Annotated in this window: 14 protein-coding genes; 9 read left to right on the forward strand and 5 right to left on the reverse strand. The window is 75.1% G+C overall.

The window, feature by feature from the left end; genetic code table 11:
• Positions 1-70 precede the first annotated feature (70 nt).
• The gene (locus ACWIX3_RS18775; protein WP_448608861.1) at positions 71-1,468 is read right to left on the reverse strand and encodes a ferredoxin reductase family protein; all 1,398 of its coding nucleotides are present in this window, start codon (positions 1,466-1,468) and stop codon (positions 71-73) included.
• A 407-nt stretch (positions 1,469-1,875) separates the two neighbouring features.
• Here ACWIX3_RS18775 and ACWIX3_RS18780 point away from each other — a divergent pair, with 407 nt between their 5' ends.
• Genes ACWIX3_RS18780 through ACWIX3_RS18790 form a run of 3 tightly spaced genes read left to right on the forward strand, consistent with a single transcriptional unit; the run spans position 1,876 to position 4,313 of the window.
• Entirely contained in the window at positions 1,876-2,838 is a 963-nt protein-coding gene (locus ACWIX3_RS18780; RefSeq protein ID WP_448608862.1) for an asparaginase, read from the forward strand.
• Positions 2,839-2,866: 28 nt separating this feature from the next.
• Positions 2,867-3,763, forward strand: coding sequence for a polysaccharide deacetylase family protein (locus tag ACWIX3_RS18785; RefSeq protein ID WP_448608863.1), 897 nt, complete (start codon positions 2,867-2,869; stop codon positions 3,761-3,763).
• 4 nt (positions 3,764-3,767) lie between these two features.
• Positions 3,768-4,313, forward strand: coding sequence for a hypothetical protein (locus ACWIX3_RS18790; RefSeq protein WP_448608864.1), 546 nt, complete (start codon positions 3,768-3,770; stop codon positions 4,311-4,313).
• A 652-nt stretch (positions 4,314-4,965) separates the two neighbouring features.
• On the opposite strand, the gene ACWIX3_RS18795 is transcribed toward ACWIX3_RS18790, so the two are convergent.
• On the reverse strand, positions 4,966-5,667 hold the full coding sequence (locus ACWIX3_RS18795; RefSeq protein WP_448608865.1) for an ANTAR domain-containing protein: 702 nt from the start codon (positions 5,665-5,667) through the stop codon (positions 4,966-4,968).
• 341 nt (positions 5,668-6,008) lie between these two features.
• Between ACWIX3_RS18795 and ACWIX3_RS18800 the strand changes: the two genes are divergently transcribed.
• The gene (locus ACWIX3_RS18800; RefSeq protein WP_448608866.1) at positions 6,009-7,022 is read left to right on the forward strand and encodes an LLM class flavin-dependent oxidoreductase; all 1,014 of its coding nucleotides are present in this window, start codon (positions 6,009-6,011) and stop codon (positions 7,020-7,022) included.
• A 99-nt stretch (positions 7,023-7,121) separates the two neighbouring features.
• On the opposite strand, the gene ACWIX3_RS18805 is transcribed toward ACWIX3_RS18800, so the two are convergent.
• Positions 7,122-7,745 carry an antibiotic biosynthesis monooxygenase gene (locus ACWIX3_RS18805; RefSeq protein WP_448608867.1) on the reverse strand — a complete coding sequence of 208 codons (624 nt, stop codon included), beginning with the start codon at positions 7,743-7,745 and terminating at the stop codon, positions 7,122-7,124.
• Positions 7,746-7,933: 188 nt separating this feature from the next.
• Positions 7,934-8,434, reverse strand: coding sequence for a copper chaperone PCu(A)C (locus tag ACWIX3_RS18810; RefSeq protein WP_448608868.1), 501 nt, complete (start codon positions 8,432-8,434; stop codon positions 7,934-7,936).
• Positions 8,435-8,602: 168 nt separating this feature from the next.
• On the opposite strand from ACWIX3_RS18810, the gene lysS reads away from it, so the two are divergent.
• The 3 genes from lysS to ACWIX3_RS18825 all read left to right on the forward strand — a co-directional run bounded on the left by lysS (position 8,603) and on the right by ACWIX3_RS18825 (position 14,094).
• On the forward strand, positions 8,603-12,004 hold the full coding sequence (gene lysS / locus ACWIX3_RS18815) for a lysine--tRNA ligase (RefSeq protein ID WP_448608869.1): 3,402 nt from the start codon (positions 8,603-8,605) through the stop codon (positions 12,002-12,004).
• 16 nt (positions 12,005-12,020) lie between these two features.
• The gene (locus tag ACWIX3_RS18820) at positions 12,021-13,442 is read left to right on the forward strand and encodes an APC family permease (protein WP_448608870.1); all 1,422 of its coding nucleotides are present in this window, start codon (positions 12,021-12,023) and stop codon (positions 13,440-13,442) included.
• 142 nt (positions 13,443-13,584) lie between these two features.
• A complete protein-coding gene (locus tag ACWIX3_RS18825) occupies positions 13,585-14,094 on the forward strand; it encodes an inorganic diphosphatase (protein ID WP_448608871.1) in 510 nt (169 codons plus the stop codon).
• A 10-nt stretch (positions 14,095-14,104) separates the two neighbouring features.
• Here ACWIX3_RS18825 and ACWIX3_RS18830 read toward each other — a convergent pair whose 3' ends face one another.
• On the reverse strand, positions 14,105-15,004 hold the full coding sequence (locus ACWIX3_RS18830; RefSeq protein ID WP_448608872.1) for a LysR family transcriptional regulator ArgP: 900 nt from the start codon (positions 15,002-15,004) through the stop codon (positions 14,105-14,107).
• A gap of 72 nt (positions 15,005-15,076) precedes the next feature.
• On the opposite strand from ACWIX3_RS18830, the gene ACWIX3_RS18835 reads away from it, so the two are divergent.
• Positions 15,077-15,709: a LysE/ArgO family amino acid transporter gene (locus ACWIX3_RS18835; RefSeq protein WP_448608873.1), complete on the forward strand. Its 633-nt coding sequence runs from the start codon at positions 15,077-15,079 to the stop codon at positions 15,707-15,709.
• A gap of 23 nt (positions 15,710-15,732) precedes the next feature.
• Positions 15,733-16,635 (forward strand): MOSC domain-containing protein, encoded by a 903-nt coding sequence (locus ACWIX3_RS18840; RefSeq protein WP_448608874.1) that lies wholly within the window; start codon positions 15,733-15,735, stop codon positions 16,633-16,635.
• Positions 16,636-16,658: the final 23 nt, after the last annotated feature.

The following is a 16,658-nucleotide window of genomic DNA, read 5'->3' on the forward strand; positions in this document are numbered from 1 at the left end:
GAGCACGCAGAGGGCCAGCAGCACGCCGCTGACCACCCAGGCCGCCGAGGCCGGTCCGTCGGCGCGCACGTCAGACCATCCCGAACTGCTCGCTGTGCACCCGGTCCGCGGGCACGCCCAGCTCACCGAGGGAAGCGCGGACCGCCCGCACCGTCTCCTCGCGCGAGCAGACGAAGTACTGCAGGGAGCGCGCGTGCGGCGGCAGGTGGCGGGCCAGCAGCGCGGCGTCGATCCGGCCGCGCTCGCCCGGCCAGTTCTCGGACGCGCGGCTGATCACGTGCACCACCCGCAGGTCCAGCCGTCCTCGGAGCCGCTCGAGCTGGCGGATGCCGGTGATCTGGTCCTCCCTGCGGTTGCCGAGGAACAGCCACACCGGGCGCCGGTCACCCTGATCGGCCAGCGTGGCCAACATGCTGAGGAACGGCGTGACGCCGACGCCCGTGGCCAGGAGGACGTAGCCCATGCCGGGGTGCCGGTCGAGGGTGAACGAGCCGTGCGGGCCGTCGACGTAGACGGTGTCCCCCACCCGCAGCCGGCGGATCGATCGGGTGAAATCGCCGACCTGCTTGATCGTGAACTCCAGGCGGGGTCGCAGCGCGCTCGAAGAGATGGAGAACGGGTGGTAGGTCGGGGTGAAGGGCACCCGGCCGGGGAGGATCCAGGCGAACTGCCCGGCCGTGAACCCCCAGGGCCGACCGCCGTGCCGGTGCGCGGGCTCGAGACCCACGGTCACGGCGCCGCCGGGCTCGGGCCACAGCTCCACCACCCGCCAGGGACGGCGCCACAGCCGCAGCGGCTTCACCAGCCGGACCCACACCGCCAGCCACAGGAACGCCGCGGCGTAGAGCAGCCAGCCCGCACGCACCCACGGCGCGCTCATCCAGTTGCCGACGAGGAAGGCGTGCACGAGGCCGGCCAGCACGATGGTGACGCCGAGGAGCGAGTGCAGCACGTGCCAGACCTGGTACGGGATCCGCAGCCCCCGCCGCCAGATCGAGGTCGCCATCAGCAGCCCGAGCGCCAGCACCGACAGCCAGGCGAACTGGGCCCGCAGCGGCGCGTCGACGACGTCGAGCAGCACCAGGTACCGCTCGTCAGCGAGGAACAGCAGCGCCGGGTGCCCGAACGCCGCGAGGACGGACAGCGCCGAGAACTGCTTATGGTAGCGCAGGACGGCGTCGATGCCGAACGGGGCCGTGGCGCGGGTGAACCGCGCGGCCAGGGCGAACTGCAGCCCCATCACCGAGAGGGCCAGGAAGCCCAGCGCCACGGACAGGTCGACGAGGAAGCCGTGCCCGGGCCGGACGGCGGTGAGGCAGAGGGCCAGCGGGGCGGCGGCGAGGAGGGCGTGCAGCGCCGTCCAGGCCACCGCCTGCGCCCGGCTGGACGGAGCGGCCCGGCGGGTGGCCGGTAGCGGGTCCTCGCCGGTGAGGTCCGAGACGCGCGGGCGGTCGAGGGCCGCCGTCACCGACGGGCCCCCGCGGTCGTGCGACGCCGGCGGGCAGGGTGGTGCATGCGGCCTTCTCCAGTGCGTGCGGGCGTCAGGCGCCCGGGGTCCGAGCAGCCGGGCGGCGGTCGTCCGGGCGACGGGGCGCTCCGGCGGGCCACCCCCCGCACCGCACGACGCGGGAGCCCCGTGGCCCTCGCGGTGTGCGACCCCCCATGACGGGTGGTGTCCGGTCGAGGACTCTAGGTGAGCACCGCGAAGAGCCGTCAAGCCCCGTGAAGAACCGGTCCGGCTGCTGCGCAGGTCAGCGCCGGGGGTGGGTCCGCTCACACCCCGTTCCCGAGGTGCTCCGTCGACGTGCGCCGCCCGGCGCGTCGTGGTCACCTGGGGCCGCTGCGAGAGGTCGGGTGCGAGGACGGGAGGGTGCCGTGGCACGGGTCCACCTGCTGGCGACCGGCGGCACGATCGCCAGCCGCCGCACCGACGGCGGCCTGTCGGCCACCACGCCGGCCGCCGAGCTGCTGGCCACCGCCGGGCCGCTCCCGGACCTCGAGGTGACCGTCAGCGACCTGACCACGGTGCCGAGCTTCGCGCTCACCGGCGCCGACGTCCGCGGGCTGCTCCGCGAGGTGCGCCGGCAGCTGGCCGACGGCGTCGACGGCGTCGTCGTCACGCACGGCACGGACACCATGGAGGAGTCGGCGTTCCTCGCCGACCTGGTGCACGACGACCCCCGCCCCGTCGTGTTCACCGGCGCGCAGCGGCCGTTCGACGCCCCGGCGCCCGACGGTCCGGCGAACCTCGCCGATGCGCTCCGGATCGCCGCCGACCCCGCGGCGCGGGACCTGGGGGTGCTGCTCGCCTTCGACGGCCTGGTCTTCGCCGCCCGCGGGGTGCGCAAGGTCGAGACGCTGCGCAGCGCGGCCTTCGGCGCCCCCGGGCGCGGCCCGGTGCTGCGCGTGGCCGCCGGCGCCGTCCTCCCCCTGGTCCGGTCGCCGCGGCTTCCCGCCCTGCCGCTGGACCTCGACGCCGAGCTGCCGCGCGTCGACGTCGTCGCGTGCGCCCAGGGGTCGGACGACGCCCTGCTGCGCGCCGCGGTCGCCGCCGGCGCTGCCGGCGTCGTGCTCGAGGCGTTCGGCGCGGGCAACGTGCCGCCGCCGGTCGCCGCGGCCGCGGCCGAGCTGGTCACGGCAGGCGTCCCCGTCCTGGTGTGCTCGCGGGTGCCGTCGGGTCCGGTCGCGCCGCTCTACGCCGCGGGCGGGGCGAGCCTGGCGCGCGACGGCGCCCTGCTCGGCGGCGACCTGAGCCCCTGGCAGGGGCGGCTGCTGCTCGCCGCCGCCCTGGCGCTGGACCCGCAGGACCCGGGGCGGGTCCTGGCCGGCCGGTTGTGAGCACCGACGGATCGAGAGGGGAACGGGCATGACCAGCACATCGGGGAGCAAGGAGATCTTCGTGTCCTTCGGCGTCGACATCGACGCCGTGGCCGGGTGGCTGGGGTCCTACGGCGGGGAGGACTCCCCCGACGACATCTCGCGCGGGCTGTTCGCCGGCGAGGTCGGCGTGCCGCGCATCGTCGAGCTGTTCCGCCGAGAGGGGTTGACCCAGACGTTCTTCTGGCCGGGGCACTCCATCGAGACCTTCCCGGAGCAGTTCGACGCGTGCGTGGCGGCCGGCCACGAGATCGGCGTGCACGGCTACAGCCACGAGAACCCGATCGCGATGACCCGCGAGCAGGAGTCGGCGGTGCTCGACCGCTGCATCGACCTCATCGAGAAGCGGGCCGGGCGCCGTCCCACCGGCTACGTCGCGCCGTGGTGGGAGTTCTCCCCCGTCACCAACGAGCTGCTGCTGGAGCGGGGCATCACCTACGACCACTCGCTCATGCACCGCGACTTCGAGCCCTACTACGTCCGCGTCGGCGACAGCTGGACGAAGATCGACTACTCGCAGCCGGCCGAGACGTGGATGGAGCCGCTGGTCCGCGGGCGGGAGACCGAGCTGGTGGAGATCCCGGCGAACTGGTACCTCGACGACCTGCCACCGATGATGTTCGTCAAGGCCAGCCCGAACAGCCACGGGTTCGTCAACCCGCGCGACATCGAGCAGATGTGGACCGACCAGTTCGACTGGGTCTACCGCGAGCAGGACTACGCGGCGTTCACCATGACCATCCACCCCGACGTCTCCGGGCGACCCCAGGTCCTGATGGCGCTGGAGCGGATCATCGCGCACATCAACGGGCACGAGGGCGTGCGCTGGGTGACGTTCGACGAGATCGCGCAGGACTTCCTGCGCCGTTCGCCCCGCCCGGCCTGACCCGGTGTGCGGCGCCTGCGGCACCGGCCGGGCCGCCGCGCCGTGGGAGGACGTGCTGGCCGGGGCCGGCCCCGCGGAGCGGGCCGCCCGGGCGGGTGCCGCCGGTCGATTGCTGATCGGCCGGCGGCTGCGGGTCACGCCCTGGCGCGGCGGTTACCTGCTGGCCACGGCGACCGGCGCCACGCGCCCCGCGGCCTCGCTCGACGAGCTGTGGGCGGCCGCCGGGCAGGACGGTGCACCTCGGGGAGAGCAGCGCTGGGCACGGACGCCGCTCCCGGCCGGCTTCGACCCGCAGGCGGCCACGGTCTGGGTCTCGGCCGCCGCCCGGGCCGGCAGGCTCGCCGCGGCGGCGCTACCCGGCGGCGTGGTGGAGTTCCGGGACGGCGGTCCGGCGCACGTCACCCCGTCCACCGGGCCGGGCGTCGGCGTCCTCGGACCGGAGCCGGAGGCCGCCCTCGCCGACCTCCTCGACTTCGCGGCTCGGGCCGAGCCTGACGGCGGCGTGCCGGATGCACGTGCGCACGGGCCGACCCCGAGGGCGCGCTGCTGATCAGAAGGGCGGGGACTCGTCGTCGGGCGTCGCGTGCGGCGGTCGGCTGTCGACCTCCGGTGGGTCGGGTGCCGGTGAGTGCCTGTCGGGCGGTGCAGGTGACGCCGGACGGAGTGGTGACGTGCAGGGTGCCGTCGGGGTCCATGGCGAAGCGCCAGCCGCGGGCGTGGGCCTTGAGCCGGTGGCTGCGGCACGGGCAGCACAGGTTGGCGCAGTCGGTCGCGCCGCCGTGGGCGTGCGGGAGGACGTGGTCGCGGTCGGCCCGGCCGACGCGTCCGCAGTCGGGGAAGCGGCAGGCCCTGCCGCGGGTGGTGACGAACGCGTCCTGGCCGCGGTGGGGAGTAGGCGCCGGTTGGCCGGCCCGCCCAGCGCCGGGCAGCCGCAGTCCTGCTCACGGTGGGTGGCGCAACTGCGGCGAGCCAGCGTCGCCAGCTGGTCCGGGGTGGCGGTGGCCGGCAGGCCGCCCTCGGCGTCGGTGAGCGCGCAGGTCAGCGACCCGCTCCCGGGTGCCTGCAAGGCAGGGGCACCGCGCCGGGCCAGCAGCTCGCGCACGTGGCCGGCGGTGACCTCCTGGCCGAGCCGTCATCGAGGTGCCGCTCAGACGCAGACCATCGAGAGCCCCAGCCCCGGACCGACCGGGTGCTACGCGCCGTCATCCACGACCGAGGATCTCCCCGGTCCGCACCAGGTGGTCGGCCACGTCGCGGAGCTTGACGTTGTTCCGTTGAGATGCGTGCCCCAGCACCGTGAACGCCGCATCGGCGGTGATCTTGTACCGCTCCATGAGGACGCCCTTGGCCTGCTCGATGGTCGCCCGGGAGTCCATGGCGCGGCGCATGTTCTCGGCGTCCTCGGCCGACCGGGCGCTGTGCTGCGCGTTCGCCACGGCGACCGCGATGAAGCCGGCCATCTCCTGACCCCGGTCCACGTCGTCGGCGTCGAAGGCGGCCGGCCGGCTGGCGTAGTGGTTCAGCGCCCCGATGGTGGCCCCCAGGAAGGGAAGCGGCACCGACAGGGAGCTCCGGACACCACGTTCGACCACCCGCGCGGCGTAGTCGGGCCACCGCTGCTCGGTCCGCATGTCCGAGACGACGAAGACCAAGCCGGCGCGGCCGGCGTCCATGCACGGGCCGTAACCCAGTTCGTACTGGATCTCCTCGGAGTCCATCGCCATCTGACCGCGGAACGCCGGGGTGCTCGCCTTCCCGCCCTCGATGAGGGTGACCGAGGCAGCTTCCGAGCCGGGGATCGCGCGACGGCCGATCTCGGTGATCTCGCCGAGCACGTCGGCCAGATCCCGGTCGACCAGCACGACGCGGGCGAGGTCCTTGTGGAGGGCGGTCAGGTCAGACATCGAGGCTCACCCTGCTCTGCGACGGGACGCCCGTCCACCACGGCGCGGCCGGGCGCACGACGAGGCGACGCGCGTGCACCGGTCCGCCCGGTGCTGATACCGAGCCCGTGCGGGCCGGCCAGCGTCCGTGGCACCGCGTGGGCCGCCCCGGGGACACCGGCATCAGCGGCGGCGCGCCTGAACCGGGAGGCAGCCCTGCACGCCCTCGGCTCCGTCTCCACGACGGACCTGCGGCACCACGGGGTCCACCCACGCCTCTCCGCCGGAGGCGGCCGCAGGAGCACGTCACCGCCGCCTGACCGAGGATGGCCCGACGACCCCCCGCACCGAGGAGCCGCCCCATGCCCGCGCCCGGGACCCCGCTGGACCAGCTCGGCTTCCTGACCATCGGCACCTTCGACCCGGCCGACCCCGGCCCCGGGCACGAGGCGACCCTGGCGGTGATCGAGCTCGGCGAGCAGCTGGGGTTCGACAGCGCGTGGCTGCGCCACCGGCACCTGCAGCCGGGGATCTCCTCGCCGGTCGCCGTCCTCGCCGCCGCCACCCAGCGCACCCGCCGCATCGGTCTCGGGACCGCCGTCACGCCGCTGGGCTGGGAGAACCCGCTGCGGCTGGCCGAGGACCTCGCCACCGTCGACGTCCTCTCCGGGGGCCGGCTCAACCCGGGCGTCAGCGTCGGCCCGCCGATGCACTGGGACGACGTGCGGGATGCCCTCTACCCGGACACCGCCGACCGCGAGGACTTCGGCTACGCGCGGGTCGAGCGGCTGCTGCGGTTCCTCCGCGGCGAGCGGGCGTCGACCTTCGTCGGCAGGGAGGGCGTCGTCGAGGAGTGGTCCGACCGCGTGCAGCCGCACTCCCCCGGCCTCGCCGGCCGCACGTGGTACGGCGGGGGCAGCCTGCGCTCGGCATCGTGGGCCGGCGAGCACGGCATGCACCTCCTGACGTCCAGCGTGGTCAAGGCCGAGGAGTCCGAGGACTTCGCCGAGGTCCAGGCCTCGCACGCGCAGGCCTTCCGCGCCGCGAACCCCACCGGCCGGGTCTCCCAGGGGCTGGTGGTCATCCCCACCGACACCGCGACCGCTGAGCAGCGAGCGCGGTACGCCGCCTACGTCGCGGCCCGCACCCCGCGGACGACGGCGCCGCAGGGCCCGGCCCGGATGCTCTTCGCCCGGGACCTGCTGGGCAGCTCCGAGGAGATCGCCGAGGTCCTGTACGCGCACGCCGGCTTCCGCGGGGTCAGCGAGGTCGTCTTCGCGCTGCCGTTCGACTTCGCGCCCGCCGACTACGAGCAGATCCTCACCGACGTCGCCACGCGCCTCGGCCCCGCGTTGGGCTGGCGCCCCGGCGGCTGAGCACACCGGTCCTCGCGCACCGGTGGCCCGTTCAGGGGGACCGGAACGGGCCGTGGGCGCGCGGTGCTGCAGGGGCGCCGCCTCAGCGGCGCGACCAGCTCACGCCATCTCGGGGACGTGCAGGTGGGCCATCGCGAGCTCGAACTCGGCGACCTCGGTGATGCTCGCGCCCATCGCCCGGCTGTACTCCTCACGGAGCGCGGCGCCCTGCTCGCGGGCCCGCTCCATGGCGGCCCGGTCCTCGTAGGTCACGGCGGCCACGCCGCGGTGACCGGGCCGGTCGACGAGCAGGCTGGCGCTGCAGAAGCCGGGGAGGTCCTCGAGCCTCGGCAGCAGGCTCATCCGGAAGGTGTCGACCATCTCGTCGACGTGGCCGGCCGGGACCTCGAGCCAGGTACCCCGGACGCACGCCGCGTCCCCCGCCGGCCGGGACCGGTGCAGGACGGCGATCTCCCACTCGGCGATGTCGACGGCATCGGCGCGGAGCACCTCGGCCGCCTGCCGACGCGACTCCTCGACCCCGGTGGCGCTGGCCCTCATCGCGTCCTCGCTCGCCCACGCGGAGGTGACGACGCACCGCCCCGCCCCGCGGTCGGCCAGCATCGACATCCCGATGCAGCCGTCCATCCGCTGGACCATCGGCCAGACGTCGTTCCGGATGAAGGCGATCCCGTCGTCGACCGCGCGCGGGTCGCCGCGGACGGTGGTGGTCCTGGCGTACATGACCCATCTCCTCCCTGGCGGCGCCGGGCGGCACCGCACAGAGGGGAATGTCCTCGCTCGCGGCGGGGTGGGCGGCGCCCGTGGCGTCCCGTCGGGCCGGTCGGCACCGGGCGCGGCGCGTGCGGACCGTGCGCACGCCGCCGGGCACGCATCCAGCCGGATCCCGCCGACCGGGTGCCGGCGGGGCCCTAGTCCACGGGACCCGGGCCAGGGGCGACCGGCACGTCGAGGGCCACCTCGCCGGCCCTCGCGAAGGTGAAGGTGACCGAGACGGTGTCGGTGGGGGCGATGGGGGCGGCCACCCCCTCCAGCTGCATCCGCACGGCGCCGCTGACCGCCTCCACCTGGCCGCCGGCCGGCAGCTCGACGCCGTCGGCGCTCGGCGCACCGTTCTCGTCGAGCAGCGCGACCGACTCCGCCGCCGGTGTGCTGACGCCGACGAGCCGGTCGGCCTGCTCGGCGTCGTTGGTCAACACGCCCCGCAGCGGGACGGAGGCACCTGCCTCCACGGTGTCCTCGGCGTCGAGGAAGACGTCGTCGAGCGACACCTCGCCCACCGTGCCGTCCACGCCTGCGACGTCCGGGGTCTCCTGCGCGGTCTCGGCCTCCTGCCCGGCGCCGCAGGCGCCGAGGGGCAGCAAGACGGCGAGGACGGCGGCCGCCGGGCGGGCGGATCGAGGCTGTCGCACGGGAGCGCACCCTCCCGCTGCCGGCCACCCGGCACCAGGGCCGGGAGGCCCTGCCCGGAGGCACGCGCAGCGATGGCCGCCCGCGCCGAGCGCAGCGACCCACCGGACCCGGGCGACCGGCGTCGCCGAGGGGCTCGCACCGCCCGGGGTCCTCTCCATCATGGCCCGGTGGTCAGCGGAACCGACGTGGCCGGGCGCAGCGCCGGACAGCGCGCGCACCGGCTGGCCAAGCTGGAGGCCCTGCGCGCCCGGGGCACCGCCGGCTACCCCTACCGCTGGCCCCCGGACGCCACCGCCGCCGGGATCCGCGCGGCCCACCCGGACCTGGCCCCCGACGTCCGGACGACCGACCGCGTGCGGGTCGCCGGCCGGGTCGAGCTGATCCGCCGGCAGGGATGGCTCACGTTCGCCACGCTGCGCGACCGCACCGGTGCCATCCAGCTCTACGTCGACAGTTCGGTCCTGGGCGGGGACCGGCACGCCGAGTTCGACGACGTCGACCGCGGCGACTGGGTCGGCGCCGAGGGCACCGTCATGACCACGCGGACCGGCGAGCTGTCGGTGTGCGTCGAGGACTTCGCCGTCCTCGGCAAGGCGCTGCACGCGCCGCCGCCCGAGCATGCGGGCCTCACCGACGTCGAGACCCGGTACCGGCAGCGGTACGTGGACCTCGAGGTCAACGAGCGCACCCGGCAGGTCTTCCGCATCCGGCACGCTGCGGTGCGGGCGATCCGCCGGCACCTGGAGGACCTCGACTTCACCGAGGTCGAGGGGCCCGTGCTGCAGACCATCCAGGGCGGGGCCAGCGCGCGGCCGTTCGTCACCCACTCCAACGCCCTGGACCTCGACCTCTACCTGAGGATCGCCCTCGAGCTGCACCTCAAGCGGCTGATCGTCGGCGGCCTGGAGCGGGTCTTCGAGATCGGCCGGGTCTTCCGCAACGAGGGCGTCGACACCCGCCACAACCCCGAGTTCACGCTGCTGGAGGCCTACCAGGCCTTCGGCGACATCACCGACATGATGGAGCTGACCGAAGGGCTCATCACCGCCGCGGCACGAGCGGCCCTCGGCGACGACCTCACGGTCCACTACGCCGGCCACGCCATCGACCTGGCCGCGACGCCGTGGCCGCGCAAGCGGTTCGCCGACATGATCGCCGAGGTCACCGGCGCCACCATGCACCCGGCCATGCCGATCGACGACGCCCGCGCGGTGCTCGACCGGCTCGGCATCCCCTACGAGGCGTCGTGGGGCGCGGGGCGGCTGATGAAGGAGGTCTACGACGAGAAGGTGCAGCACTCGGTCGTCGGGCCGGTCTTCTGCGTCGACTACCCGCGCGAGGTCTCGCCGCTGGCGCGGGTGCACCGCGACGACCCCGCCTACGTCGAGCGCTTCGAGCTGATCGTCGCCGGCTTCGAGCTGTGCAACGCCTACTCCGAGCAGAACGACCCGGTCGAGCAGCTGGCCGCCTTCGAGGCCGAGGCCCGCGCCAAGTCGCACGGCGACCCGGAGGCCGGGGACGTCGACCTCGACTACGTCCGCGCGCTGGAGTGCGGGATGCCCTGCACCGGCGGTCTGGGCATCGGCATCGACCGGCTGGTGATGCTGCTGGCCGGCGTCGACTCCATCCGCGAGGTCATCCTCTTCCCGACGCTGCGGCCCGAGGTCCCGGGCACCGGCCCGGACGGTGCGGTGCGCCCGCTGGTCGCTCCCACCCCGGTCCCGGCCGGCAGCACGGCCGGCCCGGACGGCGCGGGGACGGCGGGGGGCTCGGTCGTCGCGCTGCCGTCCCTGGCGCCCTCGTCCGGGCCCGTCCCCCCGCTCCCGGGGACGACGGCGCGCACGCACCCGACGGCCGTGCAGGTGCTCGCCGGGCTGACCGCGCTGTCCGGCGTCCTCCAGCTGCTCACCGCCCTCCCCGTGGTGCACGAGCGGCTCGCCGGCCGCGGAACGGCGTTCGGCCCGCTGTGGGTGCCGGTGAGCGGCGCGGTCGCGTCGGTGGTGGTGGGGCTGCTGCTCCTGCTGCTGTCCGACCAGCTGTCCCGCCGCAAGGTGCTGGCCTGGCGGCTGGCGGTGCTGCTGTTCGCCGTCGGGGGCGTGGCGCACGTGGTGAAGGGGCCGCACCCGGTGGCCGTGGCGCTGTGCCTGGCGCTGCTCGCCGGGCTGGTGCGGTACCGGTCGGCGTTCCGGGCGCCCGCCGATCCGCCGTCCCTGCTGCGCGTGCTGCGGTTCGTCCCGCTGTACCTGGCGGGCGTGCTGCTGTTCGGCCTGGCCGCGCTGTGGGCCGAGCGGGGCCGGGTCGAGCCGCCGCTCACCCTCGCCGGGGCGCTGGGGACCGTGTTCGGCGGGCTGGTCGGCATCGACGGCCCCTACACCTACGGCTCCCGGTTCTTCGCGGCGTTCTACCCGGCGGCCCTGCTCGCGCTGGGGGTGGTCGGCCTGGCCGTCCTGGCCGTGCTGCTGTTCCGCCCGCTGGCCGCCGCCGGCCGTCCGCACACCGAGGACGACTGGGCGCACGCCGAGCGGCTGGTGCACACCTACGGCTGGGACACCCTGGCCTACTTCGCCCTGCGCGACGACAAGACGTTCTTCTTCTCCCGGGACGGGGAGGCGTTCCTGGCCTACACCTACCTGGGCGGCTACGCGCTCGTCTCGGGGGACCCCATCGGGTCCCGCGAGTCCGTGCCGCGCGTGCTCGACGAGTTCCTGGCGATGTGCGACGAGCGGGCCTGGACACCGGCCCTGCTGGCCGCGCGCGAGGCGAGCATGCCGCTGTACTCCTCGCGCGGGTTCAGCGCGTTCTACCTGGGCGACGAGGCGGTCATCGACTGCCGCCGGTTCACCCTCGAGGGCCCCGGCCGCAAGGGCCTGCGGGCCGCCGTCCGGCGGGTCGGGCGGACCCACCGCTTCCGGCTGATCGCCGAGACCGACGCCCCGCCGGCGCTGGTCGACCAGCTCAACGCGATCAGCGCCCGCTGGCGCGGCAAGCACCCCGAGCGGGGCTTCACGATGTCGCTGTCCCAGGACGTCCGCGGCGCCGGCGCCGACCCAGGGTTCCTGCTGTGCGTCGCGGAGGACGCCGAGGGCAGGCCCGGCGGCTTCCTCCGGCTGGTGCCCGCCTACGGGCCGTCGTTCGGCTACACCCTCGACCTGATGCGCCACGACCCCGATGCGCCGAACGGGATGACCGAGTTCCTCATCGCGTCCACCGCGACCGCCCTGGGCGCCCGCGGCGTGGCCCGGCTGTCGATGAACTTCGCGATGTGGGGGCGGCTGTTCGCCGACGACGTCCCGTTCACCCCGGCCCAGCGCGCGGCCCGGTGGGCGGTCGGTGCCCTGAACCCGTTCTTCCAGATCAAGTCCCTGCACGACTTCAACGCCAGGTTCGACCCGGAGTGGCTGCCCCGCGTGCTGGCCTACCGGCACCGCGCCGACCTGCCGCGGGTGGGCCTGCGCTACGCCGGCGCGGAGGGCTTCCTGGCCCTGCCCGGGCTCGGTGAGCTGCTCGTCCCGAGGGCGGTCGGCGGCGTGCCCTCGCCGTCGGCGCCGGAGCGGCGCTCCGCGGCGTGAGCCGGGTGGACCCCGCGTGACCCGGCCGGGCGGCACGGTCCGCCTCGGCGTGCTGTCCCTGGCCATGGTGAACGTCGCCTCGATCGTCAGCGCCCGGAACCTGCCGGTCATGGCCGAGTACGGCTGGTCGATGCTCGCGCTGTTCGCGCTGTCGATCGGCGTCTTCCTCGTCCCGATCTCGATGGCCGCCGCCGAGCTGGGCACCGCCTGGCCGAAGGAGGGCGGCGTCTACGCCTGGGTCAAGGAGGCCTTCGGCGGCCGGACGGGCGCGCTCGCGGTGTGGTGCGACTACGCCGAGAACGTCGCCTGGTTCCCCACCGTGCTGTCGTTCATCGCCGCCTCGCTGGCCTACGCGTTCGACCCGGCGCTGGCCGACGACCGGTTCTTCCTCGTCGCGGTCATGCTCGTCGTCTTCTGGGGCACCACGGCCGCCGCGCTGGGCGGGGTCCGGACGTCGTCGGTGATCGGGGCGGTCGGCACGGTCGCGGGCTCGATCCTGCCGGCCGTCCTCGTCGTCGCGCTCGGAGCGGCGTTCCTGCTGCGCGGCAACGCCTCGGAGATCCCGTTCTCCGCCGGCGCCCTGGTGCCCGACGTCTCGCTCGGGAACGTGGCGTTCCTCGGCGGGGTCATCCTGCTGTTCACGGGCATGGAGATGGCCGGCTTCCACGCCCGGGAGACGGCCGACCCCGGCCGCACCGTGCCGCGGGCGATCGCGCTGGCCGTCGCCGTCACCGTCGCCTTCTCCGTCCTGGGCTCCCTGTTCATGGCGTTGGTCGTCCCGCAGCGGGAGATCAGCCTGGTCTCCGGGACGATGGAGCTGTTCGCGAGCGTGCTCGAGCGGCTCTCGATCGGGTGGCTGCTCGCGCCGCTGGCCGTCGTCGTCGCGCTCGGTGGCGTCGCGCACCTGACGCCGTGGGTGCTCGGGCCGGCGAAGGGCGTCGGCGCGGTCGCCCGGGAGGGCCTGGCGCCGGCGCGCCTGGGCCGGGTCAACCGCAACGACGTCCCGGTGGCCCTGCTGGTCGTGCAGGCGGTCGCCGGGTCGGTGTTCGCGCTGCTGTTCGCACTCGTGCCCAGCGTCAGCACCTCGTACTGGATGCTCTCGGCGGTCACCGCGCAGGTGGTCGTGACGATGTACGCCCTGGTGTTCGCCGCGGTGGTCCGCCTGCGGTACACGCAGCCCGACGTCCCCCGCCCCTACCGCATCCCCGGCGGCCTGCCCGGGGTGTGGCTCGTCGGAGGCGTGGGCCTGCTCGGCTGCGTCGTCTCCTTCCTGCTCGGCTTCGTCCCCCCGGACCAGCTGCAGACCGGCAACCCCGTCGTCTACGTGCTGCTGCTGGGGCTGGCCACGGTGGTGCTCTCGCTGCCGCCGTTCGTCTTCGCCCTCCTGCAGCGCCGCCGCGCCGGCCATGACGAGGCGCGGGCGCTCGAGCCGGGGTGAGGACCGCGGACACGCCGCCCCTCGGGGACGACACCCCGGGAACCGCCCGTGACCGGGTTGACGGACGACGGGCGCGGGGTCAGGGTCGCCTGGCGAGGGCGGACCGGCTCGGCTCCGGGGTCCCACCGAGGAGGGCGTGTCGATGGAAGTCGACGTGATCGTCGAGATCCCCAAGGGGTCCCGGAACAAGTACGAGTACGACCAGCGGATCGGCCGGATCCGGCTCGACCGGATGCTCTTCACCGCGACCGGCTATCCGGGCGACTACGGGTTCGTGCCCGAGACGGTGGCCGAGGACGGCGATCCCATCGACGCCCTCCTGCTCCTCGCCGAGCCCACCTTCCCCGGGTGCCTGGTCCGCGCCCGCGTCATCGCCGTGTTCTGGGTGCACGACAAGCGGGGCCCGGACGCCAAGCTGCTGTGCGTCCCCGCGACCGATCCGCGGCAGCTCCACCTGCAGGAGCTGGAGGACGTGCCGATGCACCAGATAGCCGAGATCTGGCACTTCTTCGAGATCTACGAGGCCCTGGCACCCGACAAGTCGGCCGAGACCCGCGGCTGGGAACGCCGCGAGAAGGCCATCGAAGCGCTGGAGGACGCCCGGCGCAGGTACGCCGAGCAGCTCACCACGGCCACCGGTACGGAGGGCTGAGCGAGGCCGGTCAGCGCCTGGTCCCGACGGGCTGGTCCAGTTCGCGGCCGGCGGCTGCCAGCACGACCTCGCGGACGCGGTCGAGCGTGGCCGAGCGCAGCCGCCACTGCTGCCAGTACAGGACGACGTCCACCGCGGCGGCCGGGTCGAGGGCGACCAGCTCCGCCCGCACTTCCCGCGCCTGGAGGTCGGGCACCATGCCCCACCCGAGGCCGAGGGTGACGGCGGCGACGTAGTCCGCCGACGCGGGTACGTGGTGCACCGGTGGGGCGACGTCGGGACCGGCCTGCGCGTGCAGATAACGGTGCTGCAGGTCGTCCTTGCGGTCGAAGACGACGACCGGTGCGCGGGTGAGCGCCTCGGCGGTGGGGCCGGCGGGGAACCAGCGCCGCGCGAAGCCGGGGGTGGCCATCGGCCGGTAGTGCATGCCGCCCAGCCGGGTGGAGGTGCAGCCGGGCACCGGCTCGGCGTCCGCGGTCACCGCCGCCATGACCGTGCCGGCGCGCAGCAGGGCGCTGGTGTGCTCCTGGTCCTCGCGGTACAGGTCGAAGCAGACGTCGCCGGCCAGCGGCGCCAGCGCGGGCAGCACCCAGGTGGCCATAGAGTCGGCGTTGACCGCGATCGGCAGCGTGGGCACGCGCTCGGGTGAGTGGTCGCCACCGAGCTCGCGGACGACGTCGGCCGTGAGCAGGTCGACCTGCCGGGCCAGGCGCAGCACCGCCTCCCCGGACTCCGTGACCTGCACCGGCCTGGTCCGCACCAGCAGGATCCGGCCGGTCGCGACCTCCAGCGCGCGCAACCGCTGGCTGATCGCCGACGGGGTCACGTGCAGCGCCCGCGCGGCGGCCTCCAGCGTGCCGCCGCGGACGGTGGCGTCCAGCGCCCGCAGCTGGGCCAGGTCCAGGTCCATGGACAGTCAGGCTAACGATGCTTCAGCATGATTAGCTGGACCGTACGGAACTGGCTTCCTAACGTCCACGGTGTGCTGACCACCCCGGCGCTGCTCGCCGTCGCGTCCGGGCTCGCCCTCGGCCTCGGGCTGATCGTCGCCATCGGCGCCCAGAACGCCTTCGTCCTGCGGCAGGGACTCCGCCTCGAGCACGTGGCCGCGGTGGTGGCGGTGTGCGCCCTCTCCGACCTCGCGCTCATCGGCGCTGGGGTGCTGGGGGCCGGCGCGGCCCTGTCGCGGGTGCCGTGGCTCGTCCCGGTGGTGTGCTTCGCCGGGGCGGCGTTCCTGATCTGCTACGGCGTGCTCGCCGCACGCCGGGCGCTGCGCCCCGGGGTCCTGCTGCCGGACGCCGACGGCGCCCGCACCGGTCTCGCGGTGACCGTCGGCACCTGCCTGGCGCTGACCTGGCTCAACCCGCACGTGTACCTGGACACGGTGGTGCTGCTCGGCTCGATGGCCTCGACGTACGGCGAGCACCGGTGGCAGTTCGCCGCCGGTGCCGGTCTCGGCAGCACGATCTGGTTCGTCGGTCTCGGCTACGGCGCCCGCCTGCTCCGGCCGGTGTTCGCCCGCCCGGCGGCCTGGCGCGTCCTCGACGCCGTCATCGCCGTCGTCATGGCCGCCCTGGCAGTCTCGTTGGCCGTGCGCGGCGTCGTCGGCACCTGACCGGCAGTGCCTCTGGAGGAACCGTGATCGACGTCGAACTGCCGCCCGGACCCGTCGCGGGCGCGCTCGCCCGGGGGTTCGCCGCCTGCCTGGCGTCGGTCACCGAGGTGCCGGTGACCGACCTGCCGCGGCCCGGCGAGGACCTGGCGCAGGCCCTCGGTGCGTGGCGGACCTGGCTCGCGGAGCACGGGTCGGGGCTGGTGCCCATCGCCGACCCCGTGCGCTTCCAGTGGGCCGGCTGGTGGATCGCCGTCGTCGAGGACCCGCCCGGGCCGGCAGCCGACCGGCAGGCCGACGGGGCGGAGGTGGCCGTGCTGGCGTTCGGCACGCCGCCGGGCGTCGTGCTCAGCCCGCAGGCGCCCGCCCTGCTGGGTCGGGCCACCGCGGACCTGCGCATCCGCGCGGCCTACGCCGTCGCCTCCCTCGACCCGGTGCTGCACCGGCAGCCGGCCGGGACGGACCTGCGCGGCACCGTCGAGGGCCTCGCCGTGGCGCCCGCGGCGGAGGCGCCGATGCAGCTGCTCGAGGTCGCGCGGGCCCGTGCCGGGCGTGGCCTCGAGGGGGACCGATACGCCGCGGGGGCCGGCACGTTCACCCCCCGGGCCGGACGGCGCCCCGGCTACGACCTGACCCTGATCGCCGCGGAGGTGCTCGACGAGCTGGCCGCGGCGGGGCCGGCACTCGACTTCGCCGGCACCCGGCGCAACGTCCTCACCCGCGGCATCGACGTCAACGCCCTGCTCGGACGGCGGTTCCGCATCGGGGACGTGCTCTGCGAGGGACGCCGGCTCTGCGAGCCCTGCGTGCACCTCGACCGGCTGAGCGGACCGGGGCTCCTGCGGCCGTTGATCCACCGCGGCGGGTTGCGCGCCGACGTCCTCACCGACGGGGAGATCCGCCTGGGGGCCCCGGTCGTCTCCGTCTGACCGGACAGGACGCCCGGGGCCCG

It is taken from the genome of Geodermatophilus sp. URMC 60 (assembly GCF_053502585.1).

Coding starts and splice junctions, on each gene's coding strand:
- ACWIX3_RS18785 (WP_448608863.1), top strand. CDS start 2,867: ATGACCAGCACATCGGGGAGCAAGGAGATCTTCGTGTCCTTCGGCGTC.
- ACWIX3_RS18795 (WP_448608865.1), bottom strand. CDS start 5,667: ATGTCTGACCTGACCGCCCTCCACAAGGACCTCGCCCGCGTCGTGCTG.
- ACWIX3_RS18800 (WP_448608866.1), top strand. CDS start 6,009: ATGCCCGCGCCCGGGACCCCGCTGGACCAGCTCGGCTTCCTGACCATC.
- ACWIX3_RS18805 (WP_448608867.1), bottom strand. CDS start 7,745: ATGTACGCCAGGACCACCACCGTCCGCGGCGACCCGCGCGCGGTCGAC.
- ACWIX3_RS18825 (WP_448608871.1), top strand. CDS start 13,585: ATGGAAGTCGACGTGATCGTCGAGATCCCCAAGGGGTCCCGGAACAAG.
- ACWIX3_RS18830 (WP_448608872.1), bottom strand. CDS start 15,004: ATGGACCTGGACCTGGCCCAGCTGCGGGCGCTGGACGCCACCGTCCGC.